15 protein-coding genes are annotated in these 19,777 nt (G+C 73.7%); 6 read left to right on the top strand and 9 right to left on the bottom strand.

Annotated features, from left to right (window positions below; genetic code table 11):
- Positions 1 to 137: 137 nt before the first annotated feature.
- Entirely contained in the window at positions 138 to 1,565 is a 1,428-nt protein-coding gene (locus QRT03_RS28520) for an aldehyde dehydrogenase family protein (RefSeq protein ID WP_286056555.1), read from the bottom strand.
- Positions 1,566 to 1,666: 101 nt separating this feature from the next.
- Between QRT03_RS28520 and QRT03_RS28515 the strand changes: the two genes are divergently transcribed.
- The gene (locus tag QRT03_RS28515; RefSeq protein WP_286056554.1) at positions 1,667 to 2,800 is read left to right on the top strand and encodes a nitronate monooxygenase; all 1,134 of its coding nucleotides are present in this window, start codon (positions 1,667 to 1,669) and stop codon (positions 2,798 to 2,800) included.
- Entirely contained in the window at positions 2,797 to 4,344 is a 1,548-nt protein-coding gene (locus QRT03_RS28510) for an acetyl-CoA acetyltransferase (RefSeq protein ID WP_286056553.1), read from the top strand. Before QRT03_RS28515 ends, QRT03_RS28510 begins: the two co-directional genes overlap by 4 nt.
- Positions 4,345 to 4,381: 37 nt before the next feature.
- Here QRT03_RS28510 and QRT03_RS28505 read toward each other — a convergent pair whose 3' ends face one another.
- Positions 4,382 to 4,993: a mycothiol-dependent nitroreductase Rv2466c family protein gene (locus QRT03_RS28505; RefSeq protein ID WP_286056552.1), complete on the bottom strand. Its 612-nt coding sequence runs from the start codon at positions 4,991 to 4,993 to the stop codon at positions 4,382 to 4,384.
- An 88-nt stretch (positions 4,994 to 5,081) separates the two neighbouring features.
- Between QRT03_RS28505 and pepN the strand changes: the two genes are divergently transcribed.
- Entirely contained in the window at positions 5,082 to 7,646 is a 2,565-nt protein-coding gene (gene pepN, locus QRT03_RS28500; RefSeq protein ID WP_286056551.1) for an aminopeptidase N, read from the top strand.
- 87 nt (positions 7,647 to 7,733) lie between these two features.
- Here the strand turns inward: pepN and QRT03_RS28495 are convergent, their stop codons facing one another.
- From QRT03_RS28495 to QRT03_RS28480, 4 genes are all read right to left on the bottom strand, one after another.
- Positions 7,734 to 8,255: a DUF5130 family protein gene (locus QRT03_RS28495; protein ID WP_286056550.1), complete on the bottom strand. Its 522-nt coding sequence runs from the start codon at positions 8,253 to 8,255 to the stop codon at positions 7,734 to 7,736.
- Positions 8,242 to 8,490 (bottom strand): aa3-type cytochrome oxidase subunit CtaJ, encoded by a 249-nt coding sequence (gene ctaJ, locus QRT03_RS28490; protein ID WP_286056549.1) that lies wholly within the window; start codon positions 8,488 to 8,490, stop codon positions 8,242 to 8,244. The genes QRT03_RS28495 and ctaJ overlap by 14 nt, the downstream gene beginning before the upstream one ends.
- Before the next feature lie 50 nt (positions 8,491 to 8,540).
- On the bottom strand, positions 8,541 to 10,007 hold the full coding sequence (locus QRT03_RS28485; RefSeq protein ID WP_286056548.1) for an amidase: 1,467 nt from the start codon (positions 10,005 to 10,007) through the stop codon (positions 8,541 to 8,543).
- Between the two features lie 103 nt (positions 10,008 to 10,110).
- The gene (locus tag QRT03_RS28480; protein ID WP_286056547.1) at positions 10,111 to 10,791 is read right to left on the bottom strand and encodes an HNH endonuclease; all 681 of its coding nucleotides are present in this window, start codon (positions 10,789 to 10,791) and stop codon (positions 10,111 to 10,113) included.
- Positions 10,792 to 10,946: 155 nt separating this feature from the next.
- Between QRT03_RS28480 and QRT03_RS28475 the strand changes: the two genes are divergently transcribed.
- Genes QRT03_RS28475 through QRT03_RS28465 form a run of 3 tightly spaced genes read left to right on the top strand, consistent with a single transcriptional unit; the run spans position 10,947 to position 13,150 of the window.
- The gene (locus tag QRT03_RS28475; RefSeq protein WP_286056546.1) at positions 10,947 to 12,014 is read left to right on the top strand and encodes a mechanosensitive ion channel family protein; all 1,068 of its coding nucleotides are present in this window, start codon (positions 10,947 to 10,949) and stop codon (positions 12,012 to 12,014) included.
- Between the two features lie 30 nt (positions 12,015 to 12,044).
- Positions 12,045 to 12,428, top strand: coding sequence for a globin (locus QRT03_RS28470; RefSeq protein WP_286056545.1), 384 nt, complete (start codon positions 12,045 to 12,047; stop codon positions 12,426 to 12,428).
- A gap of 26 nt (positions 12,429 to 12,454) precedes the next feature.
- A complete protein-coding gene (locus tag QRT03_RS28465) occupies positions 12,455 to 13,150 on the top strand; it encodes a dienelactone hydrolase family protein (RefSeq protein WP_286056544.1) in 696 nt (231 codons plus the stop codon).
- Here the strand turns inward: QRT03_RS28465 and QRT03_RS28460 are convergent.
- From QRT03_RS28460 to QRT03_RS28450, 3 genes are read right to left on the bottom strand one after another with little or no spacing between them, the layout of a single operon-like run.
- A complete protein-coding gene (locus QRT03_RS28460) occupies positions 13,147 to 13,803 on the bottom strand; it encodes a DUF8185 domain-containing protein (RefSeq protein ID WP_286056543.1) in 657 nt (218 codons plus the stop codon). The two genes, QRT03_RS28465 and QRT03_RS28460, sit on opposite strands and share 4 nt — an antisense overlap.
- Entirely contained in the window at positions 13,800 to 14,243 is a 444-nt protein-coding gene (locus tag QRT03_RS28455; RefSeq protein ID WP_286056542.1) for an acyl-CoA thioesterase, read from the bottom strand. The genes QRT03_RS28460 and QRT03_RS28455 overlap by 4 nt, the downstream gene beginning before the upstream one ends.
- Positions 14,240 to 19,114, bottom strand: a complete 4,875-nt coding sequence (locus QRT03_RS28450; protein ID WP_286056541.1) for an NAD-glutamate dehydrogenase — start codon at positions 19,112 to 19,114, stop codon at positions 14,240 to 14,242. The genes QRT03_RS28455 and QRT03_RS28450 overlap by 4 nt, the downstream gene beginning before the upstream one ends.
- Between the last annotated feature and the right edge of the window lie 663 nt (positions 19,115 to 19,777).

Below are 19,777 nucleotides of genomic sequence, written 5' to 3'. Positions count from 1 at the left end.
GGTGCCTCACGTAGCCCTCGCGAACGGCCCACGACCCGCGCGGACGCGAGAAGCACACCAGGCACCGCGTCGCGGTCGCGGAGGTGCCTGATGTACCGCTCGGCGAATCGTGGCGACCCACCCGCCGCCGGCGCCCCCTACAGCTGGATCGACTTCACCTCGAGGAACTCCTCGAGCCCGTAGCGCCCGAGCTCGCGACCGGTCCCGGACTGCTTGTAGCCGCCGAACGGCGCGAGCGGGTTGAACGCGCCCCCGTTGACGTCGACCTGTCCCGTCCGCATCCGGCGGGCCACCTCGACCCCGCGCTCCTGCGAGCCGGCGAACACCGCGCCCGCGAGCCCGTAGATGGTGTTGTTGGCGATGGCCACGGCCTCGTCGACGTCGGAGTACGGCATCACCGACAGCACGGGTCCGAAGATCTCCTCCTGGGCGATCGTCATGTCCGGCCGCACGCCCGAGAAGATGGTCGGGCGGACGTAGGCCCCGGAAGACACCCCGTCGGGAAGACCCGGACCGCCCACGGCGAGCTCCGCCCCCTCCTCGACACCCCGGGCGATGTAGCCCTCGACCCGCGAGCGCTGGGTGTCCGAGGACATCGGCCCGACCCGCGTCGACTCGTCGGTCGGGTCGCCCACCGTGTACTTCGCGGACGCCGACACCAGCTGCTCGACGACGGAGTCGTGCAGCGACTCCGGCACCAGCAGCCGCGTCCACGCGGTGCAGGTCTGGCCGCCGTTGATGAAGCAGTTGCCGAGCCCGACCTTCACCGCCTTCGTCAGGTCGGCGTCGTCGAGCACGATGTTCGCGGACTTGCCGCCCAGCTCCAGGGCGACCCGCTTGATCGTCCCCGCGGCCACCTCCTGCACCCGGCGCCCGGCGGCGACCGAACCGGTGAACGACATCATGTCCACCCCCGGGTGCGCGGCCAGCGCCTCGCCGGCCTCCGGGCCCGTGCCGTGCACGACGTTGAACACGCCCGCCGGGAGGCCCGCCTCCGCGGTGATCTCGGCCAGCACGCCCGCCGTCAGGGGCGCGATCTCCGAGGGCTTGAGCACCACCGTGCACCCCGCGACGAGCGCCGGCGCGACCTTCGCGACCACCTGGTGCAGCGGGTAGTTCCACGGCGTGATCGCCCCGACGACACCGACCGGCTCGCGCACCACCAGCGAGTTCCCGATCTCCTCGGACCAGGCGAAGTCGTCCGCCAGGCCCGCGACGCCCTTCGAGGTCGCCATCGGCATGCCGAGCTGGACGTTCCTCGAGAAGGTGATCGGCGAGCCCATCTCCGCCGTGATCGACTGCGCCAGCTCCTCGTGACGGGCCTTGATGCCCTCCCGGATGCGCAGCACCACGGCCGCGCGGTCGGCCACCGGCACCCGTGACCAGGCCACGAACGCCTGCCGCGCCGCGAGCACGGCCGCGTCGATCTCCGCCGCCCCGCCGCGCGGGACCTCGGCGATCGTCTCCCCGGTCGCCGGGTTCACGACGCCGATCGCGCCGCTCCCGCCGGTCGCCCGCGCCCCGTCGATCCAGTGGTCGGTCAGCGTCCCGATGCTCGCGCTCATGCCCCGATCCTTCCCGACGACCGCCGCAGCGGCAGCCCATGATTCGTGTTACGTGATACACCGAGTCACACTCGTCCCCGATCGCCTGCGAGGATCGCCGCATGCACACCGCCCTCACCGAGCTCCTGGGCGTCGAGCACCCGCTCGTCGGCTTCAACCGCAGCCCCGCCGTGGTCGCCGCGGTGACCAACGCCGGCGGCTACGGGGTACTCGCCGCGAGCATGTACACACCGGCGGAGCTGGACGCCCAGCTGCACTGGATCGACCAGCAGGTGGCCGGTCGCCCCTACGGCGTGGACCTCCTGGTGCCGGAGAAGTTCGCGGTCAGCGACCCCGACGACCTCGTCGCGAGCCTGCGGGCCCAGATCCCCGCCGAGCACCGGGCGTTCGTGGACGCGCTGCTCGACGAGTACGAGGTCCCCGTGCCCGCCACGGCGGCCCCGGAGGACGAGACGAGCGACGAGATCGCCGCGGCGATCAACCCGGCGGGCGCGGAGGCGCTGCTCGACGTGGCGTTCTCCCACCCGATCTCGATGGTGGCGAACGCCCTCGGCCCGCCCCCGGCCGATCTCGTGGAGCGCGCGCACGCGGCGGGCATCGTCGTCGCCTCGCTGGTCGGGGCCCGCAAGCACGCCGAGCGGCAGCTCGCTGCCGGGGTCGACATCCTGGTCGCGCAGGGGACGGAGGCGGGCGGGCACACCGGCACCGTCGCGACCACGGTGCTCACCCCCGAGGTCGTCGCGATCGCGGGCGACCGCCCGGTGCTCGCCGCCGGCGGGATCGCCACCGGCGACCAGATGGCGGCGGCGCTCGCGCTCGGGGCGGCCGGGGTGTGGTGCGGCTCGGTGTGGCTCTCCAGCGAGGAGGACATCACCCCGCGCGCGGTGAAGGAGAAGTTCCTCGCGGCCGGCAGCAGCGACACCCTGCGGTCCCGGACGATCACCGGCAAGCCCGCCCGGCAGCTGCGCTCCGCCTGGCACGACGCGTGGGACCGGCCCGGCGCCCCCGACCCCCTTCCCCTGCCCCTGCAGCCCATGCTGGTCGGCGGCATGTGGGAGCGCGTGCACGCGGCGTCCGCCGAGGGACACCCCGGGGCGACGGCACTCGACACCTACTTCATCGGCCAGGTCGTGGGCGGCTTCTCCGCGCTGCGTCCGGCCGGGGACATCGCGCGCGAGATGGTCTCCGACTGCACCCGCCGACTGCGGGCCCTCGGCGAGCTGGCGTCCTCGTGAGCGATCGCACCCCGGTCCTCGTCGGCGTCGGGCAGTCCTCCGAACGCCTGGACGACCCCGGTTACCGGGGCCTCTCGCCCGTCGATCTGGGCGCCGGGGCCGCACGGGCCGCCCTGACCGACGCGGGCGCCGATCCGGCCGACCTCGCCGCCCGCATCGACCTGATCGCCGCCGTCCGCCAGTTCGAGATGTCCGCGCCCGGCGCCGAGGCGCCCCTGGGCCGCTCGGACAACTATCCGCGGTCGATCGGGACGCGGATCGGCGCCGACCCGCGGCGTGCGGTGCTCGAGGTGGTCGGCGGCCAGTCCCCGCAGCACCTGGTCACCGAGGCGGCCGCGGCGATCGCGGCCGGGGAGATCGACGTCGCGCTGCTGGTGGGGGCCGAGGCGATGTCCACGGTCCGCCGCCTGCTGAGTTCCGAGGCCGACCGCCCGGACTGGACCGAGCACGTCGGCGGGCAGCTCGAGGACCGCGGGCTCGGGCTCGAGTCGTTCATCGTCCCGGAGCAGGTCGAGAACGACGTCCTCACGCCCGTCCTGCAGTACGCCCTGTGCGAGCACGCTCGCCGCGCCCGGCTCGGACTCTCTCGCGAGGACCACCGCCGGGAGATGGCCGAGCTGTTCGCCCCGTTGTCGGAGGTCGCGGCGAAGAACCCGCACGCCGCGGCCCCGACGGCAAGGTCCGTCGACGAGCTGGCGACGCCGTCGTCGGACAACCGCCCGATCGCCGACCCCTACCTGCGCCACCTGGTCGCGCGCGAGCAGGTCAACCAGGGCGCGGCGGTGGTGCTCGCGTCCGCCGGAACCGCGCGCGAGCTGGGTGTTCCCGACGACCGGTGGGTCCACCTGCACGGGCACGCGGACCTCGTCGAGCCCCCGCTGCTCGACCGCGCCGACCTCGGCGCGAGCCCCGCCGCGGCGACCGCCGTCCGGCGCGCCCTCGACCTCGCGGGGATCGGCGTGGACGACCTCACCACGATCGACCTCTACAGCTGCTTCCCCATCGCGGTCCGCGTCGTCACCGACGAGCTCGGCCTCGCCGCGGACGACCCGCGGGGCCTGACCGTCACCGGTGGGCTGCCGTTCTTCGGCGGTCCGGGCAACGACTACTCGATGCACGCGATCGCCGACACCGTCACCGCGCTCCGAGCCCGACCGGGCACCTTCGGGCTGGTCGGCGCCAACGGCGGGGCGATCCACAAGTACTCGGCCGGGGTGTACTCGACCCGGCCCACTCCGTGGCGGCCCGGGGACGACGCCGCCGCGCAGGCCGAGGTCGACGCCGTCCACGCGCAGGGCCCCGGCCAGGCGCGACGGGCCGAGGGCGCGGTGACGGTCGAGACCTACACCGTCGAGTACGGGCGCGACGGGCGCCCGTACGGCGCCGTGGTGGTCGGGCGGCTGCCCGACGACGGGCGACGCGTCCTCGCGCGCGTCGACCCCGACGACGCCGCCACCCTCGAGGCGTTCGCGACGACGGACCCGATCGGCCGCTCCGTGCACGTCCGCCCCGCGGAGAAGGGCCACCGGGTGACGCTCACCTGACGACGGGTGCCGCACCGGCACCCGTCGTCGGGAAGGGTCAGTCGAACTTCAGCTCGGTGTCGCGGGTGCGCTTGAGCTCGTAGAAGTACTCGTAGCCGGCGAGGAGCTTCGAGCCGTCCCAGATCTGCCCGGCCTGCTCGCCCTTGGGGATGCGGGTCATGACGGGGCCGAAGAACGCCGAGCCCTCGACGTGGATGACCGGGGTGCCGACGTCCATGCCCACCGGGTCCATGCCCTCGTGGTGGGACTTCTTCAGCGCGTCGTCGTAGTCGGTCGACGTGGCGGCCTGCGCGAGGTCCGCCTCCAGGCCGACCTCGGCGAGGGACTTCGCGATGACGTCGTCGAAGTCCTTGTTGCCCTCGTTGTGGATCTTGGTGCCCATCGCGGTGTAGAGCGGGGCGAGGATCTCGTCACCGTGCTTCTGCGCGGCGGCGATGCAGACGCGGACGGGCTTCCAGCCCTCCTCCATCATCGCCTGGTACTTCTCGTCGAGGTCCCGGCCGGAGTTGAGCACGGAGAGGCTCATCACGTGCCAGTGCACCTCGACGTCGCGGACCTTCTCCACCTCCAGCACCCAGCGGGAGGTGATCCACGCGAACGGGCAGAGCGGGTCGAACCAGAAATCCACGCGTGACTTGTCGGTGCTCATGTCCTCAGGCTTCCCTCGATCGACGGCCTTCTACCGGTGCGAACCGCAGCGGGCGCGACCGTGTTCCCCCGTCGATAGGGTGGCGTCCGTGGCTGCTCCGAACCTGACCAGGGACGACGCGCGGACCCGCGCGGAGATGCTCGAGGTCGACTCGTACACGATCGCCCTCGACCTCACCGACGGCGGCGACCGGCCGGGCGAGGAGACGTTCCGCTCGACGACGACGGTGCGGTTCCGCAGCTCGTCGCCCGGCGCCGCCAGCTGGATCGACATCGTCGCCGCGGGCGTGCGCTCGGCGAACCTCAACGGCGTCGCGCTGGACGTCTCCGGCTACGACGAGGAGAAGGGCATCGCGCTGCCCGACCTCGCGGCCGAGAACGAGCTCGTCGTCGACGCCGACTGCCGCTACATGAACACCGGCGAGGGCCTGCACCGGTTCGTCGACCCGGTCGACGGCGCGGTCTACCTCTACAGCCAGTTCGAGACGGCGGACGCGAAGCGCATGTTCGCGTGCTTCGACCAGCCCGACCTCAAGGCTACGATCACGCTGACCGCGGCCGCGGCCCCGGACTGGCACGTCATCTCCAACGGCGCCCTGTCCACGACGACGACGCTGCCGAACGGCGCGGTCCACCACGCGTTCGACACCACCGCGCGGATCTCGACCTACCTCGTGGCGCTGATCGCCGGGCCGTACGCGCGGTGGACCGACACCTACTCCGACGAGCACGGCGAGATCCCGCTCGGGATCTACTGCCGCTCGTCGCTCGCCGAGCACATGGACGCCGAGCGGCTGTTCACCGAGACCAAGCAGGGCTTCGGCTTCTACCACCGCAACTTCGGCGTGCCCTACCCCTTCGCGAAGTACGACCAGCTCTTCGTGCCCGAGTTCAACGCGGGCGCGATGGAGAACGTCGGCGCGGTGACGTTCCTGGAGGACTACGTCTTCCGCAGCCGCGTCACCCGCTACCTCTACGAGCGCCGCGCCGAGACCGTGCTGCACGAGATGGCGCACATGTGGTTCGGCGACCTCGTGACGATGCGCTGGTGGGACGACCTGTGGCTGAACGAGTCGTTCGCGACGTGGGCCTCGGTGGTCAGCCAGGCCGAGGCCACCGAGTACCGGAACGCGTGGACGACGTTCGCCAACGTCGAGAAGTCCTGGGCCTACCGCCAGGACCAGCTGCCCTCGACGCACCCGATCGCCGCGGACATCCCCGACCTGCAGGCCGTCGAGGTCAACTTCGACGGCATCACCTACGCCAAGGGCGCGTCGGTGCTCAAGCAGCTCGTGGCCTTCGTCGGGCAGGACGAGTTCCTCGCCGGGCTGCGGCTGTACTTCTCCCGGCACGCCTACGGCAACGCCACCTTCGACGACCTGCTCGGCGCGCTGACCGAGTCGTCCGGCCGCGACCTGTCGAGCTGGTCGGCCGAGTGGCTCCGGACGACGGGGCTGAACTCGCTGACGCCGTCGTTCCAGGTGTCCGACGACGGGTCCTACTCCGGCTTCGCCGTGCTCCAGGGCGGCGCGAAGCCGGGCGCCGGCGAGACCCGCACGCACCGGATCGCCGTCGGGATCTACGACGCCGACGAGACCGGGAAGCTGGTGCGGCGCCACCGCACCGAGCTCGACGTCACGGCGGAACGCACCGAGGTCCCCGAGCTGGTCGGCGTCCCGGCCGGTGCGCTGGTGCTGGTCAACGACGACGACCTCACCTACTGCACGATGCGCCTCGACGACCGGTCGCTCGGCACCCTGATCGAGCGGATCGGCGACGTCGCGGAGCCGCTGCCGCGCACGCTGTGCTGGTCGGCGGCGTGGGAGATGACCCGCGAGGCCGAGATGCGCGCCCGGGACTTCGTGGCCCTCGTCGTCGGCGGGGTCGCGGCCGAGACCGAGGTGGGCGTGGTGCAGCGGCTGCTGCTGCAGGCCCAGACCGCGCTGGCGTCCTACGCGGACCCGGAGTGGGCCGTCGAGCAGGGCTGGCCGTCGTTCGTGGCCACGCTGCTCGACCTGGCCCGGTCGGCCGAGGCCGGCTCGGACCACCAGCTCGCGTTCGTGAACGCGCTCTCCGGTTCCGTGCTGACCCCCGAGGCGCTCGAGGCGCTGGCCGGCTGGCGGGACGGCACCCGTCCGCTCGAGGGCCTGACCGTCGACACCGACCTGCGGTGGCGGCTGCTGCACGCGCTGGTGGCGCACGGGGCGGCCGGCGAGCCCGAGATCGCCGCCGAGCTCGAGCGGGACAACACCGCCACCGGGCTCCGGATGGCCGAGCGCGCGCGGGCGCTGGTGCCGACCCCCGAGGCGAAGGCGACCGCCTGGGAGCGCGCCGCCGGAGACGACACGCTGCCCAACGCGATCAACATGGCGATCATCATGGGCTTCTCGCACCCCGCCCAGGGGGCGCTGCTCACCGACTACCGCGAGAAGTACTTCGCGGTGGTCGACGAGGTCTGGGGCCGGCGCTCGAGCGAGCAGGCGCAGCCGTTCGTGCAGGGGATGTTCCCGTCGTGGGCCGTCGAGCCGCAGACCGTCGAGGCCGCCGACCGCTGGCTCGCCGGGGAGCACCCCTCGGCGCTGCGCCGCCTGGTCACCGAGGGCCGCGCGGGCGTCGTGCGGGCCCTGGCGGCGCGGGAGTCCGACCGGAGCTGACACCCCCGGAACGAACGAACGGCACTCTCGCTGCGTCTAGGGGCGCGAGAGTGCCGTTCGTTCAGCGAGGGGGCTGGGCCGTACGGCCTAGTGCTTCGACCCTGCGTGGTCGCCGAGCACGCGGAGGCCCTCGACGATGCCGCCCACGAGGTCGGACTCGGTGAACGACGAGACCATCGCCATCACCGCGAGCTTGGCGCCCCGGTCGTCGACGCGGCGCACGGACTCCTCGCCGGTCACGACCTCGACGACCCGCTCGCCCGGCGACACGCAGACGAGCACGGCCTCCTCGGCCTGCTCGCCGAGCGCGGCGTGCAACTCTTCGGCGCGCTCGCGGGAACGCCCGCCGAGCTCACCGACCCACACGCTGAACAGCAGCCCGGTGTCGGCGGAGGTGCGGGTCAGCGCCTCGTCGATGCGGGAGAGCTGGGACGACGAGAACGGGACGCGCTGGTCGTCGGCCAGGATCTCGGTGGCCTCGGAGATGCGGCCGGAGGCGGTCGGCACCCGTGCGTGACCGTAGACCGGGTCCTCGGCGAGGCCGGTCTCGCGGATCATCGGGGTCTCGCCGGGCCGCGCCTGCGGGCGCGCGACTTCACCAGGTGCCACGTGCGCCTCCTCGGGCGGTGCGGTTCGCGGTCGCGCCCACGGCCTCCACGGTCGGCTCGGGCAGCCCGGTCCCCTTGGGGTTGCCGATCCACCAGAGCGGCTCGTGCGGCCACTCGTCGCCGGCCCGGTAGGACGCGGCCTTGCCCCGGCCCCGCGTCGCGGTCACGACGAAGAGCAGGAGCAGCGCGACGACCGGGATCACCGCATAGATCAGGATCGTCTCGATCGGACTCACGCGCCGAACCGTAGTGGAAAGCCGCTCCGACGTCGTGTCGTAGGTCCTCCTCACCACACCGGCGGTCGACGGTGCGCCCACGGCATCGCGGCCTCGAGCTCCGCCCCGAGCCCCAGCAGCACGTCCTCCTCGCCGCGCCGCCCCCGCAGCGTCACGCCCACCGGCAGGGTCCCGCCGTCCACCGTGGGCCAGCCGGTCGGGAGGCCGAGGGCCGGCTCCCCGGTCATGTTCGCGATCGCCGTCCACGGTGTGAACGCGACCTGCCGGACGAAGTCGGTCTCCGGGCCGTCCGCGGAGAACCAGCCCACGGGTCGCGGCGACAGCGCCACCGACGGCGTCAGCACCGCGTCCAGCCCGGCCCGCGCCGCGACGATGCGCCGGGTCGCGACCTGGACGGTCTGCAGCGCCCCGAGCCCGGCGATCCCGGACACCTCGCGGCCCCGGGCCCGCAGGAGGCGGGTCAGCGGCTGCAGCCGGTGCTCGTCGTCCGGGGCCACCGGGTCGGCGAGCGCGAGGGTCGCCCAGAGCGTGAGGAACGCGCCGATCACCTCGTCGGGCAGCGTGAGGTCGACCGGCTCGACGACGTGCCCCAGCGACTCCAGCACGCGGGCGGTGTCCTCGGCCGCCGCCGCACACACCGGGTCCACCGCGGCGCCCGTCCACTCCGCGCCGAGCAACCCGGACAGGTCGCCGTAGGGCACCGTGGTGCACAGCCCGATCCGGCGCCGCGGGCCGGGGCCCGAGCGCACCATCTCCAGGTACCCGCCGTCGGGAACCCGCCCCGGCACGAACGGCTCCCCCGGCCACGTCCGCCCCCCACAGAGCACGTCGAGCAGGGCCGCCGCGTCCGCGACGGTCCGGGCGAGCGGCCCCGGCACCGACAGTCCGGCCGGGTCGCCGCCCATGGGCCCCGCCGGGACCCGGCCCCGCGTCGTCTTCAGCCCCACGAGCCCGCACACCGACGCCGGGATCCGGATCGAGCCGCCGCCGTCGGAGCCCTGCGCCATCGGCAGCACCCCGCCGGCCACCGCCGCGGCCGCGCCCCCGGACGAGCCGCCCGCCGAGCGCGAGACGTCCCACGGGGTGACCGCGGGGGGCGCGCCGGCCGGCTCGGTGTAGCAGGGCAGCCCGAACTCGGGCACCGCGGTCTTCCCGAGGCTCACCGTGCCCGCCGCGCGCAGCAGCCCGACGAGGTCGTCGTCGACCTCCGGGACCCAGTCGGCGTAGATCACCGACCCGCGCCCGGTCCGCACGCCCGCCGTCGCGCTGAGGTCCTTCACCGCGGTCGGGACGCCCCACAGGCTTCCCGACGGCGGTGTCGGCCCGGTCCGCGCATCGTCGAGCGCCCGCGCGGCCTCCCGGGCGCGCTCGGGGGTGAGGACGGCGAACGCGCCCAGCCGCGCGCCGATGCCCTCGGCGCGCGCCAGGGCGTGGTCGACGACGTCGAGGACGGAGACGTCCCCGCGCCGGATCGCGTCCGCCGTCTCCAGCGCGGTCAGCTCGTGCAGATCGCTCACGTCACGCGATCATGCACCCTCGGACCCCGGCCCGCCCTGCCCGGTCGAGCTCCGCTGCGCTGCGTCTCCCGCCCTGCCCGGTCGAGCTCCGCTGCGCCTCCCGCTACGCCGCGGTCTCCCCGAGGTAGGGCAGCCACTGCGGATCCGCGTCGACGAGACCCGCGAGCAGCCGCCAGTGCCGCCCGCGCGGCGCGGTCGGCATCGTCCGCAGCGGCCAGCCGAGCTCGGCGAGCAGCTTGTCCGCCTTCTTGTGGTTGCAGCGGGCGCAGCACGCGACGGTGTTCTCCCACGTGTGCGTGCCCCCGCGGCTGCGCGGCACCACGTGGTCGATGGTCTCGGCCTTCCCCGAGCAGTACGCGCAGCGGAACCGGTCGCGGTGCATGAGCGCCGCGCGGGTGAGCGGGACCCGGGCCCGGTAGGGCACGCGGACGAACACCCGCAGCCGGATCACCGACGGGACGTCGACGGCGCCCGTGGCGGAGTGCAGGACGAGCCCGGAGGAGTCGCCGTGCACGACGTCGGCCTTGCCGCAGACCAGCAGGACGATCGCGCGGCGCAGGGGCAGCGCCGTCAGCGGTTCGTAGGTGGCGTTGAGGAGCAGGACCCGGCGACGTCCCAGGAACGGGGCGGGAGGGGCCGGAGTGGCGACCGGCACCGGGGCGAGCGCAGCGACGGGGGTGGCCGTGACGTCCTCGGCGGGAGGGTCGGGGACGAGAACGGGGACGGTGTCGGGGGGCTCGGTCCGTACGCTCGGTCCGCCGACCCCGCTGACCAGCGGCGTCACGGTCCTGGGTTGTCGTTCGATCACACGACCACCTCCCACCGGGATGTGGGCACAGTCGACCACATCCGGGGGCGTCGTGCACCTGTGATAACGGACCGTTCACCGACCGGATCCACCGGCAGGGGACCGCGCCCGGGATCCGTATCGTCCGGTGCGTGCTGATCCCGACCGGCATGAGCGAGCAGACGCCGACCCCGACCCCGCCGCCGTCCACCGAGCCCTCGGTGCTGCCCGACGTCCCCTTCGACGCCCCCGCCTGCGCGAGCGACGCCGGTTCGTTGTGCGCCCGGGTGTTCCAGTACACCCACGCCTCGTGGCTCTCGCGCTCCGCGGACACGATCGTCTCGCACACGGTGACGACGCTCGTGATCATCGTGGTGGCCGTGGTGCTGCGCTTCGCGGTGCACCGCGCCATCCGCCGCATCGTCGAGAAGGCCAGTTCGGGACGGGTCCCGCGGCTCCTGCGTCCGCTGCGCGACCGGGCGGCCGCGAGCCTGCGCGAGGCGGCGCCCCAGGTGATCGAACGACGCTCCCAGCGGGCCCAGGCCATCGGCTCGGTGCTGCGCTCGTTCGTCACGCTCGTGATCTACGGCGTCGCGTTCACGCTGATCCTCGGCGAGTTCGGCGTGAACCTGGCCCCCATCATCGCCTCCGCCGGGATCCTCGGCGTCGCGATCGGGTTCGGCGCCCAGAACCTCGTCCGGGACTTCCTGTCCGGCATCTTCATGATGCTCGAGGACCAGTACGGCGTCGGGGACGTCGTCGACCTCGGCGAGGCGATCGGGACGGTGGAGGCGGTCGGGTTGCGCGTCACGACGTTGCGCGACATCGCCGGGACCGTCTGGTACGTGCGCAACGGCGAGGTGCTGCGGGTCGGCAACTCCAGCCAGGGCTACTCGGTCGCCGTCGTCGACATCCCGGTCGGGCACTCCGCGGACGTCGACGACACCTCCGAGCTCGCGCGGAACGCGGCGGTCGAGGAGTGTGCGGAGCCCGCGATCGCGGCGAAGGTCCTCGCGCCGCCGGAGATGCTCGGGGTCCAGTCGGTGACCGCGGAGGGCATCCTGCTCCGGCTGACGATCCGCACCCGGCCCGGCGAGCAGTGGGCGGTGCAGCGCGCCGTCGCCGGCGCGGTGAAGACCGCCTTCGACGACGCCGGGGTGCCGGCGCCGACGCCCTTCGGGGCGGCGAGCAGCACCGCGGCGGGTCGTCCCCGTCCGTGACCGTCCGACGATCGTGAGACGGTGGACCCCGTGAGCAGTCCCCAGACCTTCTACGACGCGGTCGGCGGCCACGACACCTTCGTCCGCATCGTGCACCGGTTCTACGAGCAGGTCGCCGACGACCCGGTGCTGCGCCCGCTCTACCCCGAGGAGGACCTCGGGCCGGCCGAGGTGCGCCTGCGGATGTTCCTCGAGCAGTACTGGGGCGGCCCCCAGACCTACTCCCAGCAGCGCGGTCACCCCCGGCTCCGGATGCGGCACGCCCCGTTCCCGATCGGCCCGCTCGAGCGCGACGCCTGGCTGCGCTGCATGCGCGTCGCCGTCGACGAGGAGCAGCTCGAACCGGAACGCCACCGCCAGATCTGGGAGTACATGGAGATGGCGGCGATGAGCATGATGAACAAGGCGTTTTAGGCAACCTCTCCGGGAAGCCCCGGGCCGTGGCTGACAACCCGCTCCAGAACGTCTCCTTCCCCAGCAACGGGCGCACCGCGCACGGCTACCTCGCGGTGCCGGAGTCCGGCGCCGGACCCGGCGTCGTCGTGATCCAGGAGTGGTGGGGCCTGACGTCGCACATCGCGGACGTCACGAACCGCCTCGCCGCCGAGGGCTTCGTCGCGCTGGCCCCGGACCTCTACGGCGGGACCACCACGCACGACTCCGACGAGGCCGGGAAGCTCATGGCTGAGCTGCCCGTCCAGCAGGCCGCGACCGACCTCGCCGGGGCCGTGGACTTCCTGCTCGACCACGACGCCGTCGTCGGGCGCAAGGTCGGCGCGGTCGGGTTCTGCATGGGCGGCGGGTTCGTGCTCGTCCTGGCCGCCCAGCAGGGCGACAAGATCGGCGCGGCGGTGCCCTTCTACGGCGTGCTCGGCGAGGACTACCCGAGCTTCACGAACCTGTCCGCGCCGTTGCTCGGGCACTTCGGCGAGCAGGACACGATGGCCCCGCCGGACGCCGTGACGGCCCTGGCCGATCGCATCGAGACCGAGGCCGGCCGCCGTCCGGACTTCCGCCTCTACCCGGCGGGCCACGCGTTCTTCAACGACGAGGACCACATGGGGACCTACGACCCGCAGCAGGCCACGATCGCCTGGAACGAGACGCTGAACTTCCTGCGGTCGAACCTCCGCTAGAGGAGCGGCAGCTGGGCCCGGCGGCGGCGCACCACCGCGCCGCCGCGGGCGTCCAGGCGCAGCCACCCGCCGTCGGTGGAGACGCGCACGGCCTCGTCCGCCGCGCCCGGCCCGACGAAGCCCATGCCGGACAGCGCGAACACGCACCGCATCGGCACCCGCACCTCGAGCCGCGCGGCGTCGTCGGAGACCGTCAGCACCACCTGGTCGAGCAGCGCCGCCGAGGGCCGTCCGCTCGGGTCGCCCGCGCGGGCCGCCGCGACCCCCTTCTCCGCGAGCCGGTCCAGCTCGGCCGACGGGACCTCGCCGACGACCTGCCACCGCGCGTCCGGGCGCAACGGCGGCAGCGGGCCCCGCCACCGCTCGTCCACCGGCGCACCCGGCTCCACCGACGGCCCGCCGGCCACCGCGAGGGCGGCGAGCAGGTCCGACCCGACCACGGTGACGTCGGCCGGCTCCAGCGTGCCCGGCGCACTGCGGGTGACGAGTGCGTCGAACGGGGTCGGGGCGAACGCCTCGACGGCCGCGGGCTCCCCCGGCCGCTCCCGGAGCCGCACCACGGTGGCCGCGTCGAGCCGTACCGCCCGCGCCACGAACTCGGCCAGGTCATCGCGCTGCGCCGCGTCCGGGATCGACAGCACCGCGCCGCTCACGTCACCTCGTAGCGCTTCAGGAACGAACGCTCCTCGTCGGTCAGTCGGCGCGGTCGCGCCGCGACCAGGTCGTAGGGCACGAGCTGGGTGTCCGCGGTGACGGCGGGCTTCGGGTCCCATTCGACCTCCCCGGCTGCGTCGTTGCTGGGAAGGAGCAGTTCGTACCCCACCGTGAACGACGCGGCCCGCACCGAGTGCGCCCACATCCGAGCCCGGACGCCCCGCCGCGTCCACGGGATCGGGCGCCGGTAGCGGACGTCGACGCGGGCGACGAGCAGACCCGCCTCGAACGCCGCGACGCCCTCCCGCGCGGCCGCGTCGAAGAGCAGCGCGGTCCGCGCGTCCTCGAGCAGCGTGACGACCTTCGCGTGGTTGACGTGCCGGTACGGGTCCTGGTCCGACCAGCGCACGGCCACGTCGACGTCATAGGTCGTGCTCATCGCACCATGCTCCGGATCTGGCGGGCGGCCACGGAGACCGTGGTCAGGTCGGTCCGCCCGGACCGGGCGATCTCGGCCAACGACGTGCGCGCACGCACCAGCCGGGACGTGTTCGCCTGCTCCCAGTGCGCGATCTTCTCGTCCGCCGACTCGTGGACGTCGGTGTCGGCGAGGACGTCGAGGGTCACCGCCCGCAGCGAGGAGTACAGCTCGTCGCGCAGCGACAGCCGCGCCAGGGCGTCCCAGCGGTCCCGGCGCGAGAGCGCCGCGACCACGGTCAGCAGCCGGTCGATCCCGAGGTGGTCGGAGAGCGCGTAGTACAGGTCGGCGACCGCCACGAGGTCGTCCGGGTCGTCGTCGTGATCGGCCTCCGCGATCTCGGTGACCTCGGTGACGTCCAGCAGCCCGAACCCGTACAGCCCGCCGACCACCCGCTCGGCCAGCTCCGGCGGCGCCCCGACGGCCACCATCGCCTGCACCCGCTCGGCGAAGCCGTCGGCCTCCGCCCCGCGCAGCAGGTCCCGGACCCGCGGCCCCAGGTTCGCGACGGCGGGTGCGAAGCGCTGGATCTCCGCGCCCATCGCCAGCGGCTGGGGGCGGTGGGTGAGCAGCCAGCGCGACGCCCGGTCCAGCACGCGGCGGGAGCCGAGGGTGAGGCCGTCGGCGGCGTGGGTCGGCAGCCCGGCGGCCGTCGCGTCCGCGATGTCCGCGGCCAGGGCATCGAGTGCGAACACCTTCGTCGCCACCTGGTAGGCGCGGACCGCGTCCGCCGGGGTCGCCGACACCTCCGCGACCAGCCGGTGCACGTAGGACAGCCCACCGCCGTCGACGACCTCGTTGGCCACCATCGTCGTCACGATCCGCCGGCGCAGCGGGTGCGAGGCGATCGCCGCCGGGTAGGTCGACGCGAGCACCGGCGGGAAGTACGACGGGAGACGGCGGGTGAAGATCTCGGCGTCGGGCAGGTCGTCGTCCGCGAGCGCCTCGGTCAGGTCCAGCTTGACGTGCGCCATGAGCTGCGCGAGCTCCGGCCCGGCCAGCCCCTCCCCCGCCTGACGACGGGCCTCGAAGCCCTCGGCGTCGGGCAGGACGTCGAGCTCGCGGTCGATGCGCCCCCGGGCCTCCAGGTCGGTCACCTGGGCCTCGTGGACGTTGAGCATGTCCGCGGCGTGGGCCCGGGCGACCCCGAGGACGTCGTTCTGGGCGACGTTGTCGGCGAGGACGAGGGCGGCCACGTCCTCCGTGGTCGCGGCGATCTGGGAGTCGCGGCGTTCCTCGGCCAGCTCGCCGCGCTCCACCAGCGAGTCGAGCAGGATCTTGATGTTGACCTCGTGGTCGGAGCAGTCGACGCCCGCGGAGTTGTCGATGGCGTCGGTGTTCACCCGACCGCCGGCGCGGGCGTACTCGATGCGCCCGCGCTGGGTCAGGCCGAGGTTGCCGCCCTCGCCGACGACCTTCGCGCGCAGCTCGGCGCCGTCCACGCGCACCGGGTCGTTGCTCTTGTCCCCGGCATCGGCGTGGGTCTCCTCGGTCGCCTTGACGTAGGTGCCGATCCCGCCGTTCCAGAGCAGGTCGACCGGGGCCCGCAAAATTGCGCGGATCAGGGCGGGCGGGTCCAGCGCCTCGGTGCTCTCCAGCCCGAGGGCCGCCGCGACCGGCGCCGAGACCGGGATCCGCTTGAGGGTGCGCGGATACACCCCGCCGCCGTCGCTGATCAGCGAGGTGTCGTAGTCCGCCCACGACGAGCGCGGGAGCTCGAACAGCCGCCGGCGCTCGGCGAACGAGGTCGCCGGGTCCGGGTCGGGGTCGAGGAAGACGTGCCGGTGGTCGAACGCGGCGACGATGCGCAGGTGCTCGGAGAGCAGCATGCCGTTGCCGAACACGTCGCCGGACATGTCGCCGACCCCGACGACGGTGATCTCGTCGCCGGCGATGTCGCGGCCGAGCTCGCGGAAGTGCCGGCGCACCGACTCCCACGCACCGCGGGCGGTGATGCCCATGGCCTTGTGGTCGTAGCCGACCGATCCACCGGAGGCGAACGCGTCGCCGAGCCAGAACCCCCGCGAGGTCGCGACCTCGTTGGCGATGTCGGAGAACGTCGCCGTGCCCTTGTCCGCCGCGACGACGAGGTACGTGTCGTCCCCGTCGTAGCGCACGATGCGGTCCGGGGTGACCGCCGCGGAGTCGGCCGCGTGCCCCTGCCGGTCGTCCACGAGGTCGAGCAGCGCCCCGATGAACAGGCGGTAGCAGGCGACGCCCTCGGACCGCTGGGCGTCGCGGTCCGACCCCGGGTCGCCGGTCGGGGCGGGCGGGCGCTTGACGACGAACCCGCCCTTCGCGCCCACCGGCACGATCACGGCGTTCTTCACCGCCTGGGCCTTCACCAGCCCGAGGATCTCGGTGCGGTAGTCCTGCAGCCGGTCCGACCAGCGCAGGCCGCCGCGGGCGATCGGGCCGAAGCGCAGGTGCACGCCCTCGACGCGGTTGGAGTGGACGAAGGTCTCGATGGCCGGCCGGGGCTCGGGGACGCCGGGCACCCGGGACGGGTCGAGCTTGAACGCGAGGACCTCCCGCGGCCGGCCCTCGCCGTCGCGCAGGAAGTAGTTGCTGCGCAGGGTCGCGCGGACCAGGCCGAGCAGGGCGCGCAGGATGCGGTCGGCGTCCAGGCTCGTGACCGCGTCGATCGCGGCCTCCACCTGCGCGTCGAGCTCGGCGACCCGCGCCTCGCGCATGCCGTCCTGCTCCGGGTCGAACCGCGCCTCGAACAGCGTCACCAGCCCGACGGCCACGTCGGTGTGCGCGACGACGACGTCGGTGATGTAGCTCTGGCCGTAGGTGCTGCCGATCTGGCGCTGGTAGCGCGCGAGCGCCCGCAGCAGCGCGGCCTGCCGCCAGGACAGCCCCGCCGTCAGGACGAGCGCGTTGAAGCCGTCGGCGCCGACCCGGGCCCGCCAGATCTCGGTGAACGCCTCGGCCGCACGACGGGTGAGGTCCTCGTCGGCGGCCGCGGCCGCGTCGAGGCCCATGCGGAGCCCGAAGTCGTTGATCCACGCCGTGCGGCCGTCGCTGCGGCGGACCTCGTAGGGCCGTTCGTCGACGACCTCGACCCCCATCGACTGCAGCACCGGCAGCACCGTGGAGAGGGTGATCCGGCGCCCGACGAGATAGAGCTTGAGGCGCCGGTCGCCGCTCTCGGGGTCGGGGGTGTCGGGCGCGTAGAGCCGGACCGCGAGGTCGTCGGGCCCGCTGAGGCCGTCGAGGACCTGGAGGTCGGCCACACCCCGCTCCGGCGGGAAGTCCTCCTGATATGCCTGGCTGAAGGGCTCCCCGGTGCCGGCGATCGCGGCCCGCTCGCGCGGCCCGGCGGCGGCCCGGAGCCGGTCGTCCCACGTGCGGGCGGCCTCGGCGAGCTCTGCGGTGAGGGCCGCGACGTCGGGTCGGACCGGTTCGCGCTGCCCGGTGTGCACGGTGACGTGCAGCAGCGCCAGCTGGTCCTCGGTGACCCGCGCGGTGTACTCGATGTCGGCGCCCTCGAGCCGGTCGAGGAGCAGCTGCTGCATCCGGAGGCGCGCCGCGGTGGTGTAGCGGTCCCGCGGGAGGTACACCATCGCGGAGAAGTAGCGGCCCCACCGGTCCCGGCGCAGGAACAGCCGGACCCGCCGTCGCTCGGCCAGGGCCAGCACCCCGGTGACGGTCTCGTGCAGCGACGCCCGGTCGGTGCACAGCAGCTCGGCCCGCGGGTAGGTCTGCATCACCTCGACCATCCGCTGCCCCGACCACGACTCCACGGGCAGCTCGATGCTGCTCATCACCTCGTGCACGCGGCGGGACACCACGGGGATACGCATGACGTCGGCGCTGCGGGCGGCCACCGTCAGCACGCCGAGGAAGCGGTGCTCGCCGGCCGGTCGGCCCTGCTCGTCGTACACCCGGACGCCGACGTAGAGCGGGTGCACCGGCGCGTGCACGGTCGAACGGGCCCCGGCGCGGGTGAGGACCAGCAGGGTCGGCCCGGTCGGGTCCCCCTCGGTCTCCTCCTGGCGGCCGGCGAGGTCCGGGCCCGCGGTGAGCGTGCGCGTGTAGTCCGAGTCCCGGCGCAGGATGCCGAGCCCCTGCTCCCCCGACCCCACCCGCTGGTAGCCGAGGAAGGTCAGGTTGCCGTCGGCGAGCCAGCGCAGGAGTGCGACGGTCTCGTCCACGCGGCGGGACTCCAGCGGCGGCGAGTCCTGCTCGAGGTCGTCCGCGAGCTGCCGGGCCTGCTCCAGCATCCGCTCGCCGTCCTCGACGACGTCCCGGACGTCGGCGAGGACCGCCGACAGCCGACCGTGCAGGTCCTGCGAGAGCTCCCGCACCGACTCGGACCCGGAGCCCGCCTCGAGCTCCAGGTTCATCCAGGACTCGGCGACGGTTCCCGACGGCGGGTCGGCGGGGTCGGCGTCGGGCAGGACCTCCAGCAGGGCACCGTTCGCGTCGCGGCGCACCACGACGACCGGGTGCACGACCCGGTGCACCGTCGCCCCGGTCCGGGACAGCTCGGCGACGACGGAGTCGATGAGGAACGGCATGTCGTCGGTGACGACGAGGACGAAGACCCGGTCCGGGTCCGGGGTCGTCATGCCGGGCGTGGACTCGGCGCCGGCCCCGAGGACCGCCGTGACGGGCTGACCGGGGGTCCGGAGCCGGGCGAGGCTGCGGTGGGCCCGCACGATGCCCAGGGCCTCGTCGGCGTCCGCGCCCATCTCGCCGGGTGCGACGCGGGCGAAGTACAGCGTGACCAGGTCCGCGAGCTGCGGGTCGTCGTCCGTGTGCGCCTCCGCGGCGACCCTCAGGTCCTCGACGGCGAGCCCCGATGTCGTCAGCGAATCCGTCATCGACCCGCTCCCGTCAGCGGTGGGGCAACGGGTGAACTCCACGACGCGGACACGACGGTCACTGTAACGACGGCATGACGGCGTCGGCCGATCCGCCGATCAGGGCAGCGGGTCTGCCCGCACGTCTCTCGGCTCGCCGTCGGTGATGCGTTCGCGGACCCGACCCGCACGCTTACGCCGTTCACGGTGCGGGGCGGTGTGGCGGGTCGTCTGGGTGGGCCGCGCGGGGCCGTGGGGCCCGCCGGCATGGAGGCTGTGCGGGTCGTGGGTCGCTCGACCGCCTGGGTGCGGTGGGCTCCGTCTGCCTTGTCGCGGGGAGTTTCGGCCGTTGATCCGTCTTGTCGCGGGGATTCCCTGTGACAAGGGGTGCGTGGTGTGGTGGTGGCCCGCGGCAGGATGTGCCCGGGGGTGCGGACCTCGGGGGCCTTGTCGTGGTTTTCCGGGTTCGGCGAGGTGTGCTTGTCGTGGGGATTCCCTGTGACAAGGTGCCGGTGCTGTGGTGGTGGCCCGCGACAAGATGTGCCGGGGGTGTGGAGGGGGCCCGGGGACACGAAAACCCCCGGGCCGTGGTGGCTCGGGGGTTTGGTGTGTGGGGGTGGTTGGGTGTTCCGGCGGTGTCCTACTCTCCCACGACCTGGCGGTCGCAGTACCATCGGCGCTGGA

Origin of the sequence: Actinomycetospora termitidis, assembly GCF_030286555.1 — a bacterium.
Classification (GTDB): domain Bacteria; phylum Actinomycetota; class Actinomycetes; order Mycobacteriales; family Pseudonocardiaceae; genus Actinomycetospora; species Actinomycetospora termitidis.
Note: the sequence above shows the minus strand (reverse complement) of the source record. Positions and strands in the feature narration are given on the sequence as shown.

Coding starts and splice junctions, on each gene's coding strand:
- QRT03_RS28520 (WP_286056555.1), bottom strand. CDS start 1,565: ATGAGCGCGAGCATCGGGACGCTGACCGACCACTGGATCGACGGGGCG.
- QRT03_RS28515 (WP_286056554.1), top strand. CDS start 1,667: ATGCACACCGCCCTCACCGAGCTCCTGGGCGTCGAGCACCCGCTCGTC.
- QRT03_RS28505 (WP_286056552.1), bottom strand. CDS start 4,993: ATGAGCACCGACAAGTCACGCGTGGATTTCTGGTTCGACCCGCTCTGC.
- QRT03_RS28455 (WP_286056542.1), bottom strand. CDS start 14,243: ATGAGCACGACCTATGACGTCGACGTGGCCGTGCGCTGGTCGGACCAG.
- QRT03_RS28450 (WP_286056541.1), bottom strand. CDS start 19,114: ATGACGGATTCGCTGACGACATCGGGGCTCGCCGTCGAGGACCTGAGG.